This window comes from Rhodoluna sp. KAS3 (assembly GCF_026000575.1).
Lineage (GTDB): Bacteria > Actinomycetota > Actinomycetes > Actinomycetales > Microbacteriaceae > Rhodoluna.
The window spans coordinates 531,306-548,033 of record NZ_AP026910.1 but is presented as its reverse complement, the minus strand read 5'-3'; the positions used below and the strand labels follow the sequence as shown (position 1 = coordinate 548,033).

Below are 16,728 nucleotides of genomic sequence, written 5' to 3'. Positions count from 1 at the left end.
ACGGACCTAGAATTTTGGGACACACAAAGGAGTGGCAATGGCACCAAAGGTTACCGAATTCGATCGCGCAAGAGCGGCGCTGGCTAAGAAACTAGATCTGAGCCAACGCGGTGACGCAGATTTATTGGATCGTTTCGATCGTTGGGGTGGGGATCTAATCGAGGGCCTGCAAGCCACCTACGAGTTGACCGATGTGATTGGGCCGCTAATTGACATCATGGTCGATCAGCATGGCAAGCGCAGTGAGACATTGAGACAGCGCGACCGCGAGCGAGTGCTCAACCCAGATTGGTTTCAACGCCCGGACACCATCGGGTATGTGTGCTACACCGACCTGTTTGACAAAGACCTCAAGGGCTTGGCCAACCGAGTTGATTACCTCAAGAAACTAAGAGTCTCGTACCTGCACCTTCTGCCTATTCTCGAGCCACGCCCCGGTGAAAGCGATGGTGGCTATGCGGTTATGAACTACCGTGCCCTGCGCAAGGACTTGGGCACGATGGCCGAACTAGCCGCAGTAGCCGAACAGTTGCACACCTCCGGAATTTCATTGACATTGGACCTAGTGCTAAACCACGTCGCGATGGAACACGAATGGGCTGAAAAGGCCAAGCAAGGTGACCAAAAATACCGCGATTATTTCTACGCCTATCCTGACCGCGAAATTCCTGACCAGTTTGAGCAATCACTGCCCGAGGTTTTCCCAGATTTCGCGCCCGGAAACTTCACCTGGAATCCAGAGATGGAGGCTTGGGTTTGGACAACCTTCAACTCCTATCAATGGGATGTGAATTGGGCCAATCCAGCAGTATTTTGTGAGTTCGCGGACATTATTGCGAACCTTGCGAATCACGGCGTTGACTGCATACGACTAGATGCAATTGCTTTCATCTGGAAACGCATGGGCACCATTTGCCAGGGCGAACCAGAGGTACATGCAATTACCCAGGCGCTGCGGGCTTTCTCAAAAATCTTGACCCCGTCGATGATTTACAAGGCTGAGGCAATCGTCGGTCCGGCACAAGTTGGGGCCTATCTGGGTGAAGGCAAGCACGCCGGCAAAGTTTCAGACATGGCCTACCACAACAGCCTTATGGTTCAGATCTGGTCAGCAATTGCAGCAAAGGATACCAAGCTCCTAGAGCTCGTTATGGCCCGTTTCGGCGCTATGCCGGCCAGCACCGCCTGGGGCGTATACCTGCGTTGCCACGATGACATCGGCTGGGCAATTGACGACAGTGACGCGCATCGCGTTGGAATCAACGGACATGACCATCGAATGTTCTTGGCGGATTATTACACCGGAAAGTTTTACGGTTCAGAAGCCAGGGGAGTGGACTTTCAAATTGAAAAGCACTCGGGTGAACGACGAACATCAGGAACTGCAGCTGCGCTGACCGGCATCCAGGGTGCCCTAGAGCGCAAGGATAAAGCCGCAGTTGACCTTGCCATCAGACGATACATTTGCGCCTATGCAATGGTGTTTGGTTTTGGCGGCATCCCTTTGCTTTACATGGGCGACGAGATTGCCTTATTCAACGACGATGATTTCGTTAAGGATAAAACCAAACGAGACGATAACCGCTGGATTCACCGGCCTGCCATGCCTTGGCAGGTTGCCGAGGATGCCGCCCAAGGGAAAAAGCCGGGTTCCCCAGCTACTCGCGTCCGAAAAGCAATGGAGAACCTGATCCAAGCGAGATTGAACCTTCCTTCTCTGCACGCTGCCGTTGCAACCAAGGTGAGAGCTGGTCAGGGGCACGGGGTGGCTATTTTTGAACGAATCCACCCGAGCGGCAACGTGATTCAGCTTTACAACTTGACTGAGACCAGACGATGGGTATCGCGAGACGAAATTTTGGCGCTGCCGGATTGGGTGACCGACCGACTTTCCGGTCAAAGTTTTGCCCTTGGCGACGGTTTGGAGTTGGAGCCGTACCAAGTCTTGTGGCTTTCCTAAGCATAAGAAAAAGCCCTGGTCGTGGAGGACCAGGGCTTTCGTGTCCAAGAGGGGACTTGAACCCCCACCCTCATAAGAGGACTAGCACCTCAAGCTAGCGCGTCTGCCATTCCGCCACCCGGACAGGTGATTGTCAGTTTTGAGCTTTGACAACTTGAGCAACAATACCAGATAACCGGCTGACTAAATAGACCGCTAGTGCTACCCCTAAGCGAAAAATAGCGGTAGTTTTGGGTTATGGCTCAAGATTCTCGACTAGCACTGCAACAGTTCATCGCCTCATTAGAGCGGCATTTTGAGGCTCTGTCGGCTCGACGCGGCGAGGATGATCCTGCCGTTGAGCAGGCCTACTACCAGCTTGAAGATGCCTTTCTCAACTACGAGGAATCTCTGAGCGAGAACTTCGAGGAATACTTGCCAATTGGCCTTGCCGAGGACGAATCTGAGTGAATCCATTTGATGCAGTAATTCTCGGCATCATTCAGGGTCTCACCGAGTTTTTACCCATTTCCTCAAGCGCACACGTGCAAATTGCTCAGCAAGCACTGGGGCTTGGCGACATGTCCAAACCCCAACTGACTGCTTTTATTGCAACCATTCAGCTTGGCACCGAGCTTGCCGTGCTGCTTTACTTCTGGCGCGACATCGTTCGTATCATCCGAGCTTTTTTCGGGTCATTTTCGAAACGCCGCCCGCAAACCATCGAAGCCGCTAAAGACGCCAAAATGGGCTGGCTGATTATCTTGGGCAGTCTGCCAGTGGTTGTCATCGGCCTCGTGTTTCAGGACCTCATTGAGAACCAGCTTCGGAGCCTGTGGGTAATCGGGGTGACTCTGATTGTGTTTGGACTACTTCTTGGCGCAGCTGACCGCTACGGCAAGCGCAAAAAGGGCATCGATAGCCTGACCACCCGAGATGGGCTTTTGTTTGGAATGGGTCAAGCCTTGGCAGTAATTCCTGGTGTTTCTCGATCTGGCGGAACAATCTCGGTGGGCTTGATGATGGGTTATTCGCGTCAGGCAGCGGCGCGATACAGCTTTCTGTTGGCTATTCCAGCGGTAATAGCGAGCGGTTTTTACCAATTTGCCAAAACCTACCAGGACCTAGCCACGGCTGACTTGGCAGCCACAGCAGTTGCAACCCTGGTCTCATTTGGTGTCGGTTACAGCGTTATTGTGGTGCTCCTGAAGTACCTAAACCGAGGTTCATTCCTGCCATTCGTAATCTGGCGAGTGGCTCTCGGTTCGACTTTGCTGGTTTTGCTCTCAACGGGCGTGCTCAGCGCATAGCCGAGCGTCCTACCGAGCTATACGGCAGAATCGTCCTCGTCTGGCTTCTCTTCTGAGGCACGCAAGAATTTCTCAAATTCCATCGCCAGGGCATCTCCTGAGGCAGCTGGTGACTCAACCTCATCGCGGGTTTTCTCGAGCTGAGCGATGTAACCCGCCATGTCTTCATCTGCCTCAGCGGCTTCGTCAATTCCACGTTCCCAATCGAAGGCCTCTTGCGCCAACTCACCGTGTTCAAATTGAACGCCGAGGTACTTCTCGAGTTCGCTAAGCAAAGCGAGGGTTGCCTTCGGCGATGGAGTGTTGTGCACGTAATGCGGTACTGATGCCCATAAGGCAATCGATGGAATAGAAGCCTTTTCAAGGGCGACGCCGAGGACGCTCAAAATTCCGACTGGACCCTCGTAGTGACTCCGTTCTAGATCAAATGCAGCGCGTGCAGCCTCATTCTGGCTGGTTGCAGTGACCGAAATAGGTCGAGAATGAGGGACATCTGCGAGCATGGCCCCTAGAAAAATGACAGCATCAATTTCACGATCCTCAATCATTTCCATGACCTCTGCCGTGAAAGTCTGCCAACGGCGACTTGGCTCCGTGCCAATCAGTAGGTGCACGCGACCCAACTCTGGAGATTCTGAAACAACGTCCACTCCCGGTGCACACATTTCGGTTGCTGGCCAGTTGATCACTCGATTCCCCGAGGCATCGTAGGCAACGCTTGGCCGAGTAAAAATAAAGTCGTAGTAGTCTTCAGGGTCCACAGCGCCAACTACATCGCAGTTCAGTTGCTTGGCCAAAAACTTAGCCGCGTTGCTGGCCGATTCCCCGGCATCATTCCAGCCTTCGAAAGCCACAACGAGCGTGCGGCCGGCAAAAATACGATGAGTCAATTTGTTCCCCTGAACCTTTGGATGTTTCAAGTAAAACTCTAAGCGAAGCGGGCAAGGGTAAAATCGGAGCATTATGTTGAAAAATCAGCTGCCTGCAGCAGTCCTTTGGGACATGGATGGCACGCTGGTTGATTCCGAGCACTACTGGATGAAAAGCGAACGCGATCTCGCAGCTGCTCACTCTCGTGAATGGTCCCAGCAGGATGGCTTTGACCTAATTGGAATGAGTCTTTATGAATCATCACAAGTAATCAAAGAGAAACTTGACAGCTCGTTACATCCGCACGAAATTATTACTCGACTCACCGATGGAGTCAGGGAGCAGTTGGCGGTTGAGGTGCCTTGGCGCCCGGGCGCAAAGGAGCTCCTGCTGGCACTCCGCGAAGCTGGCATCAAGACTGCCCTCGTAACCATGTCACTCCATCACATGGCACAGGAAGTCGCGGATCAAATCCCTTTTAAGGCCTTCGATGTAATCGTTGGCGGCGACGACGTTGCCAGGGGAAAGCCGTTTCCAGACCCTTACCTGCGTGCGGCGGAGCTGCTCGGGGTGGATGCAACCGACTGCGTTGCAATTGAAGATTCAAATACCGGCCTTCGAAGTGCCGAGGCGGCCGGAACCAAGGCGATCGGCGTACCAAATTTCATCGAGATTCCAAACATCCCGGGTCGGATCATATGGCCGACCTTGGTGGGAGTCACCGTCGATGACCTTCGTAATCTTTTTTAGATAGGAAACCATGACAAAACTCAGCGATGCCGGCCTACCTACCGGTCCTTTCCGTGCCGGTGATCGAGTTCAGCTCACCGGACCAAAAGGTCGACTAAACACAATTACTCTGGTTGAGGGTGCGCGCTATGGCACCCACCGAGGTGATTTGATGCACGACGACATCATCGGCAAGCCTGAAGGTTCAGTAATTGCCAACCAAACCGGTGTTGAATACTTGGCCTTCCGCCCACTTCTAAGTGACTTTGTTTTGTCTATGCCACGAGGCGCCAACATCATCTACCCAAAGGACTCGGCACAGATTGTCGTGATGGGCGACATCTATCCGGGTGCCCGCGTGATTGAAGCCGGCGTCGGCTCTGGTGGCCTGAGCATGTATCTTCTGCGGGCTATTGGTGATCACGGAACACTCGATTCGTTCGAGCGCCGTTCTGAATTTGCCGAAATTGCCCGTGCCAACGTGGCTACCAATCTAGGCCTGGTTCCAGACAACTGGAACATTCACCTGGGTGACCTTCAGGACGAACTACCTAAAAAGACCGAACCTGGATCTGTCGATCGAATTGTGCTCGACATGTTGGCACCTTGGGAATGCATTCAAGAATGTGCAGATGCTCTGACTCCGGGCGGAATCATCATCGGGTACGTTGCGACGGTTACTCAGCTTTCTCGATTTACCGAGGCTCTGAAAAAGAGCCAGTTGTTTGCCGAGCCAGAGGCCTGGGAATCCATGGTTCGCGGGTGGCACCTACAGGGCTTGGCAGTGCGTCCGGAGCACAGAATGATTGGGCACACAGGATTCCTGGTTACTGCCCGCCGCCTGGCACCTGGCGCAGTTCTTCCCGACTTCAAAACCACGAAGGCCAAGCCTGAGTTTGCCGATGAGGACTTGGCTGTTTGGAACCCGGATCACATGGGTGAACGCAAAGTTTCAGACAAGAAACTGCGTAAAACCATCCGAAGTGCTAACGCTGCTGCTGAAGCGAAAAGCCAGCAGTAATTTCACAGCACCGCTGAGTAAACTAAAGCCAAACGACTTGAAAGAAATAACCTTGCGCAAATTTATTGCTGTCTTCGCAGCTGCCTCACTTACCGTTACTCTCGCCGGATGTGCGTCAGCAAACCCGGTTGATGAACTTTTTGCCGGTGTCGAGCAAACCTGCGACACCTTCGTGGCCGGCGAAAATGCGGCTCAGATCAAGACTTCAGGCGCAGCTGGGAGTGTTCCAACTGTGGAATTCCCGACACCCCTAACCTCGGACAAGATCGAGACCAAAATCATCACCGAGGGTGATGGCGCAAAATTCACTGGAGACGAGAGCCTAAAGCTCGAGTTTGTTGCCCTAAACGGCGGCACCGGAGAGGCATTCCAGTCGACCAAGTTCGATGGCACCGATGCTATTACCCAGACAATCGCTAGCGGCCAGTACCCAGACTTCTGCCACGCGCTTTCAGGTGTGCGAGCAGGCTCACGCGTTGCGGTGCTCTTTCCAGCAAAATTTGCCCACCAGGGCGAGGGTGCGAGCGACTTGGGAATTAGCCCAACCGACTCAATCGTCTACATTCTCGACGTGCTCGAAGTTACGCTGCCATACGCAACCGGCGCAGAACAGCCTGCAGAGGCCGGTTTCCCGGCTGTAGTCCGTTCAGCAAAACACGTGCCAGGTATCACCATGCCAACCGGAGATGCTCCAAAAGAATTCAAGGTTTCAACGCTGCTGAAGGGCGTTGGAGACACTGTCAAGCTCAATGATGCGGTGACCATTCACTACACCGGTTTCGTCTGGGGCGGAGAAAAGTTTGAGTCGACCTGGGACTCAGGAACTCCAGCACAATTCGAACTTCGTGAGGATTCACTTATCAGTGGCTTCATCAAGGCCCTTGAAGGTCAGACAGTGGGATCGCAAATCATTGCGATCATTCCGCCTGCCGACGGCTATGGTGACACCGCGACCGGAAGCATCCCAGCTAACTCAACCCTAATTTTTGTGGTTGATATCTTGGCTACCAGTTCACCGGCTAACTAAATTCCAAACGGGGGAGAGTTGACTGAACGCGAATCGACTTGGCAACCGGCCAAGTCTGATAAGTCTGAGCGGTTGCTTCAACTTACTTGTGCGCTGATTTTTGCTGAACGAGGACTAACTAAGGCTGAAATTTTTAGGGCTGTAACCACATACGCGACAGCACCCCGCAGTAATGATGATGAATCGTTGAACCGGATGTTTGAGCGCGACAAGGCAGATTTGCGAGCCAGCGGTATAAAGCTTGAACTAGTTGACCCGAAGGCAGACGCAGAGGAACTGCGGTATGTAATCGAAAACGGAAGCTTTGTCTGGCCTCATCAAGTTGAGCTAACCCCCAAGCAGCTACAAATCCTGAGCCTGGCCGCTCAGGTTTGGGCCAAGGCTTCATTGAAGTCTGAGGCTAGCCAGGCGTTGGTTCGTCTGCGAGCACTTGGAATTGCGCCATCTGCAGAAGACCTAATTGGATTTGCTCCAAGGATTCAAACCAGAGAGCCGAGTTTCACACCTCTCAACTCGGCCATTGATGACCAGCATGAAGTCGAATTCGATTACCGTAAACCGGACGGCACAGTAAGTAAGCGGCACGTACAGCCTTGGTCGCTCAGAAACATCGATGGCCAGTGGATGCTTCAGTGTTATGACCTGGGTGCATCGGAGGCCCGCAACTTTTTGCTAAAACGAATAGTTTCAAAAGTGAAACCAGTCAAAACTGAGGATGGGCCAGTTTCATTCGAGGCACCAACCGAGGATGCCATCCAGGCTGCTACTGATTCACTAGACGAATTCATCAAGAACAACGTTGCCGAGCTAAAAGTGGCCCGTGACAGCCAGGCTTGGTTCCACTTTCACCTTGATGATGACCTGGGTTCGGCACCGGATGCAATTGTTCAGCTGCACTATTTAGACGTGCATCTGCTCGCCGAAGAATTGCGAAATTTTGCATTGGACATCGAAGTAATTCGACCAAAAGAGCTTGCCGACGCAATCAACAACGGATTCGCGAGAGTGGCGGCTGATCATGCCTAAATTGAACACTTTCAACGGCGAGGACCGCCTCAACTTTTTACTTTCCTTGGTTGGCTTCCTTCAAAATCGCGGACCAGTTTCCATCGCAGAGGCAGCCCAGCACTTTGAGTTGAGTGTTGAGTATGTTCGAAAAGCTGTCACGTCGATAAACGAAGCGCGAGCTGACATAAATGGTTTTGAAGAATGGTTCTTCATGATTGATTTAGACGCTCTCGAAGAAGAAGGCATGCTGTCACTCACCGACAACCTGGTTCTTGATGGGGCCCCAAGGCTTTCGACTCGGCAAACCTCGGCCATCGCGGCAGGCCTAAACTACCTTGCCTCGATGCCAGAGTTTGCCAACGATAGCGACGTGAAATTCTTGGTTGACCTAATTTCAGAAGGGCAGGTTCGCAGCTCGGGTGCCCGGGTTGAAGTCAAGCCTGGAACGGTAGAGGCTGGCCTAGAGTTGCTCCGACGCGCAATTCTTGATGGAGTTCAGATCTCCTGCGAGTATTTCAACCAAAAAGGTGAGCGCACTAACCGGGTTATTGAACCACTCCGCCTAGATCCAAGCCCTGATGGCACGTATCTGCGCGGGTTTTGTCCCCTTAACCAGGAGGTTCGAAACTTTCGCCTGGACCGAATGCGCTCTATTGAATTGCTCAGCGAACCACTCACCGCTCAAGCCTTGGCAGTGGGCCAAATCGATGATGCCATTTATGTTGCGGGCATTACCGACACTCAAGTCACTGTGGAAGTCGATCCAGAAGCCTATGGCCTAATCTCAGAATTCCAGCCGCTTTCTGAACCTAAAGACGTTGGAAATTCTAAGATTCGCACCACGATAAGCATCGGCCACCTGCCAAATATTGGGCGCTTGATAGCCCGTTATGGCGGTTCTGCAAGAGTCATCGAACCTGTTCAGGCTAGGACTATCGTGCGGGAATACGCACAAAAGGCGATGCGCGAGAATCCAGCTCCAAAACAAATTGAGGACGAGGGATAGCCGTGGGTTTCTGGGCCTGGTTCTGGATTTGGTGTGGCCTAGCTGCGGGTGCGCTCGTAGTGTTCGGATTTATAGCCCGTTCGCTCTTCATTCGTCTCGAAGGCGTGATGCATCAGCTCGAAAGAATTATTGTGCATGCAGAGCGATTGTCGGCCGCTATGGAGGCACCCGCAGATTACGTGGGGCCTGAAAGTAATGTTCTCGACGACCCAGATGTGCTGTTAGCTAAACGGGCGCAATTACTGAACGACAAAGCCAAAAAACGCGAGGCCAGACAGCGTAGGCTTATAAAGTCCCTAAAGAACTTCAACCCCGATGAAAGCAGGTTTCACTGATGCGACTACAAGGCTGGGAATGGATCATCATCCTCGTCATCGTCATGTTGTTGTGGGGCGGACCGAAACTTCCGGGTTTGGCTAAGAGCCTCGCGCAGTCACTGCGTATTTTCAAAAAAGAAATTAAGAGCGATGACACCACCACTGGCGCCAACGGCGAGGGCACAAAGCCTGAAACCAAATAGTCGCCGGCCTAGTTAGTTATGGCTAGAAAGCGCAACCCCGAGGGCAAGATGAACCTCGGAGGTCACCTCAAAGAACTAAGAAAACGACTGTTCTGGTCGGCGCTGTTTATTCTTGGCGGAACCGTTGTCGGCTGGATAATTTTTGAGCCAGTTTTTCAGGTACTACAAGCCCCCATTGTTGAACTGGCAGCCGAGCGAGGCATCAACGCAACGCTGAACATTGGCACGGTAGCCGGAGCATTTGACCTTCAACTGCAGGTGTCTATCTTCCTCGGCATTATGCTCACCAGCCCAATTTGGCTTTACAACCTTTGGGCTTTTATCACCCCAGGGCTGAAGCAAAAGGAGCGTCGCTACACACTTGGGTTCCTATTCAGCGCCATTCCGCTTTTTGCTGCAGGGTGCTGGCTTGCCTGGATTTCGCTGCCTAGCTTTGTGGCTACATTGATTGGCTTCACGCCAACCGGCACGGCAAACGTGATCAACGCCAACGAATACATTCTCTTCACGATTCGAATCTTGTTGGTTTTCGGCATTGCCTTCGTCCTTCCGGTCGTCCTAGTGCTACTCAACTTTGCAGGGTTACTGACTACTAAGAACATCCTGAACTCCTGGCGAATCGCCGTATTTGTCATTGCGCTGATTGCCGCGCTGGCGACCCCAACCGCCGACCCAATGTCGATGTTTTTGGTCATGATTCCTCTGGTTGCGCTCTATTTCTTAGCCGCCGCAGTAACAGCGATAAATGACAAACGACGTGCCAAACGGGACGCAAAAATAGACAAAGAATTGACGGAAACCCTGTGAGTGAAATCGAGCTGAGTGCGGCCGAAAGGTTTGCCCTCGCCAAAAAGAAGGCTAAGGCGCCATCGCTGGATAGTTTTCTAAAACTGTTGGATTTTCCACTCGATGACTTTCAGGAGAAGTCCTGCTTGGCACTGGCGGCCGGTAAAGGTGTGCTGGTTGCTGCGCCGACCGGAGCCGGAAAGACCATCATTGGTGAGTTTGCTATTCACCTGGCCATCGAAAAAAACCTGAAGGTCTTTTACACCACGCCCATTAAGGCCCTGAGCAATCAAAAGTATGCCGAACTCGTCAAACGATACGGCGCCGAACGGGTCGGACTGCTTACCGGTGACACCAATCAGAATTCAGACGCCCAAATTGTGGTTATGACCACAGAGGTGTTGCGAAACATGATTTACGCAAACTCGAATGCACTAATCAGCCTGGGCTTTGTCGTGATGGATGAGGTTCACTATCTTGCCGACCGCTTCCGAGGTGCTGTCTGGGAAGAAGTTATTCTCCACCTTCCAAAAGACGTCAAAATTGTGTCACTCAGCGCCACGGTGTCGAACGCCGAGGAATTCGGTGCCTGGCTTGACGAGGTTCGCGGGGACACAGAAATTATCGTTTCTGAAATCCGCCCGGTCCCGCTCAACCAGCACGTACTCTTTGGCGACGAACTCATCGAATTGTTCGATGATCAGGGTAAAGACGTTCGCGTTAACCCAGAGCTAGCTCAAATGCACGCCTCCAAAATGCGGCAGCCAATAAACCGACCGCAGCGTGGCAAGAAGGTTTCGTATCACGAAGCCCGCGCCCAGCAAGCGCGAATTCCTAGAATTTCAAAGCCTGAGATCGTCGACATTCTTGACGAAGCAGAGCTACTACCGGCGATCTTCTTCATCTTCTCCCGAGTTGGCTGCGAGGCTGCGGTGAAGGCTTGCCAAAGCAGTTCGATTCGCCTAACGACAACCGAAGAAAAGCAAGAGATCCGCCGGGTAGTAGAAGAAAAGTGCTACAACATTGCTGATGAGGACCTGGCTACCCTTGGTTACTTTGAGTGGCTTAGCGGATTGGAGCGAGGCGTTGCTGCGCACCACGCAGGTATGTTGCCGGCCTTCAAAGAAGTCGTCGAAGAACTCTTTCTACGCAAGTTAGTCAAGGTGGTGTTTGCGACTGAGACCTTGGCACTGGGCATAAACATGCCGGCTCGAACCGTGGTACTTGAGCGACTGGATAAATTCAACGGCGAGGGCCGAGTTCAAATCACACCGGGGGAGTACACCCAATTGACCGGCCGCGCTGGTCGTCGAGGTATCGACACTCAGGGGCATTCGGTCATTCAGTGGAGTGCGAACATGGACCCAAATAACGTTGCCGGTCTGGCCAGCAAGCGCACCTATCCATTGGTGAGCCCATTCCGACCTACCTACAACATGGCTGTAAACCTGATTGAGGCATTTGGTCGCGAGCGAGCAAGAGAAGTGCTCGAAACCTCTTTTGCCCAATTTCAAGCTGACCGCTCGGTGGTTGGTTTGGCACGAGGAATCCGCGAAAAGCAGGTTTCTCTGGATGGTTATGCCAAGGCAATGGAGTGCCACAAGGGCGATTTCGTTGAGTACGCCACCATTCGACGCGAAATCAGCGACCTTGAGCGCGCTTTGGCTGCCAGCCGAGTTCGCGCAGATCGAGGCAAAGACATTCGACAGAGCAAAGGTCGCCACCTTCAAGAACAGCGACTCAATCAGCTGAAGCGCGACATGAGGTCTCACGCCTGTCACAGTTGTCAGGATCGCGAAGCCCACGCCAGGTGGGGCGAGCGCTGGTTCAAACTGCAGCGTGAGCTGGAGGGTATCCTCAACCAGATCGAGGGGCGCACCAATCAGGTTGCGAAAACCTTCGACCGCATCTGCGGAATGCTAGCGGACCTAAATTACATCGCGCCTGACCAAGAGGGAGATTACGACGTCCTGGACGCTGGTCGAACTTTGGCCCGCATCTACGGCGAGCGCGACCTGCTGATTTCAGAGTGTCTGCGCGAAGGTGTTTGGAAGAACTTGGATGCACCGTCACTGGCCGCCGTGGCAGCATCTCTGGTTTATGAGGCCAGACGCGATGAAGAGTGGGAACCTAGGGTTCCAAAGGGAAATTTTGCTGAAGTAATTGAAACCACGCAGGATATTTGGCACGAACTCGAGGAACTATCTCGCCACCACAAGTTGCGCCAAACGCCACCGTTGGACCTAAGCCTGGCGTTGCCAATCCATCGATGGGCAAGCGGCGCACGCCTGGATACGGTGCTAGACAGCGCTGACTTGCTGGCCGGTGACTTTATCCGTTGGACCAAGCAAATCATTGACCTCCTAGATCAAATTGCCCAAACCGCCGATTCAGGTCTTGCGGAAACAGCAAAACTTGCTGTGACTAAAGTCAAACGCGGCATCGTCGCCTATTCCTACTACGGATAACCATGGCCTCTAAGCACATCTTGTATCGCCTAGCTTGGGTTTGGCGCGTGCTTGCTGCCCTCGTGGGCGGTCTGCTATCCAGCCTGGCAATGCCGAGGGAAGGCATCTGGCCACTGATTTTTGCATCGGTTGCTCTACTGGTGCTGTCCGTCCACAACTTACGCTTCAGGGCAGCGCTTGGTATCGGTTTCATCGGAGGATTGGCTTATTATCTGAGCCAAATAGAGTGGCTGAGCCTCTATCTGGGTCCGGTACCATGGCTGGCGCTTTCGGTTCTAGAGGCGGCGATTTTTGCGGGCGGTCTGGCAGTGCTGGCGTTGGTCTGGCGTTGGCTTGACCAAACCCTATCGACATCTGCCTGGAAGCCTATTCTCACCGCCTTGGCGCTGGCCTTGGTCTGGACTGCCCGAGAGTGGGTGGCTATCAGCCTGCCTTACGGGGGATTCCCTTGGAGTCGACTGGCCCAAACTCAATCGGAGTCAATTCTTTCTAGGTGGGTTTATGTCGGCGGCTTGGGGTGGCTTACATTTCTCGTTGCGTTGGTTGGGGCTGCACTGGCAGTATTTGTCGCCACAAACTTTCAAGGCCGGGTGCGGTTCAGTTGGGTTACACCTGCAGCTTCCTCACTTTTGGTACTGGCGCTACCACTGGCCATTTTGTTGCCGACCGAACCTGAAAACGGGACCCTCGTGGTCGGCACTGTGCAGGGAAACGCCAAAGCTGGCCTGTTTGCCAACACTGAGCGGGGGACTATCCTCAAAAACCATCTCGATGCAACTCAGCTTTTGAAGGAAAACCCGCGATTCAATGAGCTGGACCTAGTGGTTTGGCCAGAAAACGCTTCAGATCTGAGCCCATTCAGAGATGTCACAGCAAGTCAGCGGATTAGCCAGCTGGTTGATGAGGAACTAGGTGTTCCTCTAGTTTTTGGAACCATAACGGAGCGCGGTGAAAAACTCTTCAACAGTTCTATCCTTTGGGAGCCACTCACCGGACCGGTGGACTACTACGATAAACAGCGCCCCGTTCCGTTTGCCGAGTATGTGCCAGACCGTGACTTTTGGTACCAATTGGCCCCAGATCTAATCGGGTTAATTTCTCGCGGATACTCTTTTGGCGAGCGTGACGGCATCTACGAGTTGGCTCAGGGACCAGTTGGCACTCTGATTTGCTTCGAGATTGCCATTGATGACATCGGACGCAACCTAGTCAATCAAGGGGCGCAGGTAATACTTTCCCAAACCAACAACGCAGACTTTGGTTTCAGCGACGAGACTTTTCAGCAGGCAGCATTTGCCAAACTCAGGGCTATCGAAACCGGTCGAGCCGTTGTAAACGTGTCGACCGTTGGCGTCACTGCCGTTTATGGACCGGATGGACAAACCCTCGACCAACTAGAAACTTTCACCGCCGGTGCGATGGTTACCGAAGTTCCACTTCGGACCAGCCTGACACCTGGAGTCGCTATTGGGGGAGCAGTAGACCTGGCAATTAATCTTTTGGCAACTCTACTGACCGTCTTGGCTATTGCTCACCGTTACCGCACCAGAAAACCAAAGGAGTTAGCTTGAAAACCTTGGTTTTGATGCCAACCTTCAATGAAATTGAAAGCTTGGCACACTCGGTTGCCGAACTTCGCGAAGTTTGCCCGCAGGTTGACCTGCTAATCATCGATGACAATAGCCCCGATGGCACCGGACACCTGGCTGATCGTCTTGCCGCCAAAGATTCTCAGATTTCAGTCCTGCACCGTTCTGAAAAAGGCGGTTTGGGCGCCGCATACCTATCCGGGTTTGGATTGGCCATCGAGCTGGGCTATGAAATTGTTGTCGAGATGGACGCTGACGGAAGTCATCGGGCAATTGATTTGCCGAAAATTTTGGAGAAAGCCCAAACAGCCGACCTAGTAATTGGCTCTCGTTGGATTCCTGGGGGAGCGGTGGTCAATTGGCCCGCACACCGAAAAGCTATTTCTAAAATCGGCAACCTCTATGCAAACCTGATGCTGAGAACCGGCATCAAGGACATGACCGCAGGATTCCGCGCATTTAATGTTGAATTCCTGAAGGGGCTGAACCTGGAAGGCGTTGCCGCGCGCGGATACGCTTTTCAAGTTGAAATGGCCCTAAGGTCAAAGCGCGCCGGGGGACACGTAGTCGAAGTTCCCATCATATTTGTTGAGCGCACACTGGGTTCCTCAAAAATGACAACAGCCATAGTGCTCGAGGCACTATGGCTGGTCACCAAGTGGGGTTTTTACAGGTCTGCTTGACCACCGGCACGGCGTGCACGGATGTAGTCCAAGCGCTCCTGAAGAATCTCTTCAAGTTCTTCGCGGGTGCGGCGTTCCAGCAGCATCTCCCAGTGAGAACGTGGGGTTTTGTCGTCTGAAGCGTCAAGAACAATCATCTTGCCGTCTTCCAAAAGGGTTGCCTGCTCTGGGCATTGCTTGCACTGCCAGGTCTGAGGAATTTCTGCGTCAGCTGCAAACACCATCTCAGAAACGTGGTTGTTTACACACTGGTAAGAGTGGTTTGAACGAGCTGAGTAGTTGACTCCACGTTCGCTTTCAAGACTCTGGGTACCTAGGCGCATTCCGCGCATGGTCTGCTGTGCCATTTATCCTCCAAATAATCACGGCCTTTTGGGCCTTTCGACGAGGAACAACTCGGCGAGAACAGTCAATCTTCCCGCAAAGGTGGGGTTAACAGCAAACTCACAGCCTGTTTTGACGGATATTCACAGCCAAATCACATCTATCTGTCACCAGCCCATTGGCCCCGAGATCAAGCAATTCGTTCATTTCATCAGGGGAGTTGATGGTCCAGTAGTGAACTTCTAGCCCAGCCTGTTGAACCGCCCGGATAAATCCAGCGCTGTCAAACCGGAGGGGTCCACTGGAGCGAGGAATTTGCAGGGCAGTCAACGAGCCAAAAAACACCGGCAATAAACGGCCGAGCCTGAGTTTTATCAGGAGATAAATGACCAAAAGCTCGGTTGCACTTGCCGAGGATTCAACTGGATTTGAAATTGACCGAAGCGCAGCTGCCCGGCGTCTTTTTCGAAATGAGGTGATCAACACCCGATCGGCAGCCGAGTGGCGATTGATAACCTCGGCAACCGCTGAAGCCGCTTGAAAATCTTTAACATCGATGTTGAATCGAGCCGAAGGAAAGGTCAGCAATACCTCTTCAAGTGAGTGCAATTGAACACCTACAGCGCCCAAGTGGCTTTTTAGTATCGAAAAAGGCTGCCGGCCAATCCGGGTCTTCTGACCGGTGAATCGCGAAAGGTCGGCATCGTGAAAAACCAACGCAATACCGTCCGATGTAGCGCGCACATCGGTTTCGATAATGTCGGCACCTGCAGCCAGAGCCGCCTGAAAAGCTGCGATGGTGTTTTCGTGCGGTGAATCTTCGGTGATGAGCCCTCGGTGCGCCAATATCTGGAAGGCTGGCGTTTCACCGTGCAGACTCGAACTCATAATCTGAGCATATGACAGTTCTGGGGCAAACTTAACTCATGAGACCTGGACAACACCGAGAAACGGCCCGCGTAATCCTTGTGGACGATGAAAATCGATTGTTCCTGTTGCTCACCCATTTTGATCCTGAGGTCGGTTTGCCACCTAGATGGATAACTCCGGGTGGCGGGATTGACTTTGGCGAGACACCATTAGAGGCCGCCGTGCGTGAACTTAGCGAAGAAACTGGCATCAAGCTGGCTCCAGAAGACCTTGGGGATCAAATTTGGCAAACATCGGGAACCTGGACCTGGGCTGACGGAAATCAACACACGTATGTGGATTATTTCTATATCCATCGGGTTTCGAACTTTGAACTTGAGACAACCGGCTGGACTGATGACGAGCGCCGAGATGTCTTAGAACACCGATGGTGGAGCGTTGACGAGCTAATTGCCTCTGGCGAGTTGGTTGGCCCACACGGGTTGGTTTCCTTTTTACGCAACCACTTCTGAGCTCAATAACTAACGCCGATAATGTACATTATGTCAAGTAATGTTTCAAAACCGGTCCCCGTCAAG

17 protein-coding genes and 1 tRNA gene are annotated in these 16,728 nt (G+C 52.7%); 14 read left to right on the top strand and 4 right to left on the bottom strand.

Features of this window, described 5'->3' with window-relative positions; genetic code table 11:
* Window positions 1–37: 37 nt before the first annotated feature.
* Window positions 38–1,960: an alpha-amylase family protein gene (locus OO731_RS02765; RefSeq protein WP_264890565.1), complete on the top strand. Its 1,923-nt coding sequence runs from the start codon at window positions 38–40 to the stop codon at window positions 1,958–1,960.
* 41 nt (window positions 1,961–2,001) lie between these two features.
* On the opposite strand, the gene OO731_RS02760 is transcribed toward OO731_RS02765, so the two are convergent.
* Window positions 2,002–2,084 (bottom strand) — tRNA-Leu (locus OO731_RS02760).
* 113 nt (window positions 2,085–2,197) lie between these two features.
* On the opposite strand from OO731_RS02760, the gene OO731_RS02755 reads away from it, so the two are divergent.
* A complete protein-coding gene (locus OO731_RS02755) occupies window positions 2,198–2,410 on the top strand; it encodes a hypothetical protein (protein ID WP_264890564.1) in 213 nt (70 codons plus the stop codon).
* Window positions 2,407–3,249 carry an undecaprenyl-diphosphate phosphatase gene (locus OO731_RS02750; protein ID WP_264890563.1) on the top strand — a complete coding sequence of 281 codons (843 nt, stop codon included), beginning with the start codon at window positions 2,407–2,409 and terminating at the stop codon, window positions 3,247–3,249. The genes OO731_RS02755 and OO731_RS02750 overlap by 4 nt, the downstream gene beginning before the upstream one ends.
* A 17-nt stretch (window positions 3,250–3,266) precedes the next feature.
* Here OO731_RS02750 and OO731_RS02745 read toward each other — a convergent pair whose 3' ends face one another.
* Entirely contained in the window at window positions 3,267–4,139 is an 873-nt protein-coding gene (locus tag OO731_RS02745; protein WP_264890562.1) for a PAC2 family protein, read from the bottom strand.
* Between the two features lie 73 nt (window positions 4,140–4,212).
* On the opposite strand from OO731_RS02745, the gene OO731_RS02740 reads away from it, so the two are divergent.
* The 10 genes from OO731_RS02740 (at window position 4,213) to OO731_RS02695 (ending at window position 14,956) form a co-directional block, all read left to right on the top strand.
* On the top strand, window positions 4,213–4,869 hold the full coding sequence (locus OO731_RS02740) for an HAD family phosphatase (protein WP_264890561.1): 657 nt from the start codon (window positions 4,213–4,215) through the stop codon (window positions 4,867–4,869).
* Window positions 4,870–4,879: 10 nt separating this feature from the next.
* A complete protein-coding gene (locus OO731_RS02735) occupies window positions 4,880–5,869 on the top strand; it encodes a tRNA (adenine-N1)-methyltransferase (RefSeq protein ID WP_264890560.1) in 990 nt (329 codons plus the stop codon).
* 37 nt (window positions 5,870–5,906) lie between these two features.
* Entirely contained in the window at window positions 5,907–6,896 is a 990-nt protein-coding gene (locus OO731_RS02730; protein ID WP_264890559.1) for an FKBP-type peptidyl-prolyl cis-trans isomerase, read from the top strand.
* An 18-nt stretch (window positions 6,897–6,914) separates the two neighbouring features.
* Window positions 6,915–7,922 carry a WYL domain-containing protein gene (locus OO731_RS02725; protein WP_264890558.1) on the top strand — a complete coding sequence of 336 codons (1,008 nt, stop codon included), beginning with the start codon at window positions 6,915–6,917 and terminating at the stop codon, window positions 7,920–7,922.
* Window positions 7,915–8,910, top strand: a complete 996-nt coding sequence (locus OO731_RS02720; RefSeq protein WP_264890557.1) for a WYL domain-containing protein — start codon at window positions 7,915–7,917, stop codon at window positions 8,908–8,910. The genes OO731_RS02725 and OO731_RS02720 overlap by 8 nt, the downstream gene beginning before the upstream one ends.
* A gap of 334 nt (window positions 8,911–9,244) precedes the next feature.
* Entirely contained in the window at window positions 9,245–9,430 is a 186-nt protein-coding gene (locus tag OO731_RS02715) for a twin-arginine translocase TatA/TatE family subunit (RefSeq protein WP_138275281.1), read from the top strand.
* Between the two features lie 18 nt (window positions 9,431–9,448).
* Entirely contained in the window at window positions 9,449–10,237 is a 789-nt protein-coding gene (tatC, locus tag OO731_RS02710; RefSeq protein WP_264890556.1) for a twin-arginine translocase subunit TatC, read from the top strand.
* Window positions 10,234–12,684 (top strand): DEAD/DEAH box helicase, encoded by a 2,451-nt coding sequence (locus tag OO731_RS02705; RefSeq protein WP_138275279.1) that lies wholly within the window; start codon window positions 10,234–10,236, stop codon window positions 12,682–12,684. Before tatC ends, OO731_RS02705 begins: the two co-directional genes overlap by 4 nt.
* A gap of 2 nt (window positions 12,685–12,686) precedes the next feature.
* Complete coding sequence (lnt, locus tag OO731_RS02700; RefSeq protein ID WP_264890555.1) at window positions 12,687–14,255, top strand: apolipoprotein N-acyltransferase; 1,569 nt, start codon at window positions 12,687–12,689, stop codon at window positions 14,253–14,255.
* On the top strand, window positions 14,252–14,956 hold the full coding sequence (locus OO731_RS02695) for a polyprenol monophosphomannose synthase (protein WP_264890554.1): 705 nt from the start codon (window positions 14,252–14,254) through the stop codon (window positions 14,954–14,956). The genes lnt and OO731_RS02695 overlap by 4 nt, the downstream gene beginning before the upstream one ends.
* On the opposite strand, the gene OO731_RS02690 is transcribed toward OO731_RS02695, so the two are convergent.
* Entirely contained in the window at window positions 14,941–15,303 is a 363-nt protein-coding gene (locus OO731_RS02690) for an RNA polymerase-binding protein RbpA (RefSeq protein ID WP_138275277.1), read from the bottom strand. The two genes, OO731_RS02695 and OO731_RS02690, sit on opposite strands and share 16 nt — an antisense overlap.
* A 97-nt stretch (window positions 15,304–15,400) precedes the next feature.
* Entirely contained in the window at window positions 15,401–16,168 is a 768-nt protein-coding gene (locus OO731_RS02685; RefSeq protein ID WP_264890553.1) for a glycerophosphodiester phosphodiesterase family protein, read from the bottom strand.
* A 38-nt stretch (window positions 16,169–16,206) separates the two neighbouring features.
* Between OO731_RS02685 and OO731_RS02680 the strand changes: the two genes are divergently transcribed.
* Window positions 16,207–16,662, top strand: a complete 456-nt coding sequence (locus OO731_RS02680) for an NUDIX domain-containing protein (protein ID WP_264890552.1) — start codon at window positions 16,207–16,209, stop codon at window positions 16,660–16,662.
* Window positions 16,663–16,728: the final 66 nt, after the last annotated feature.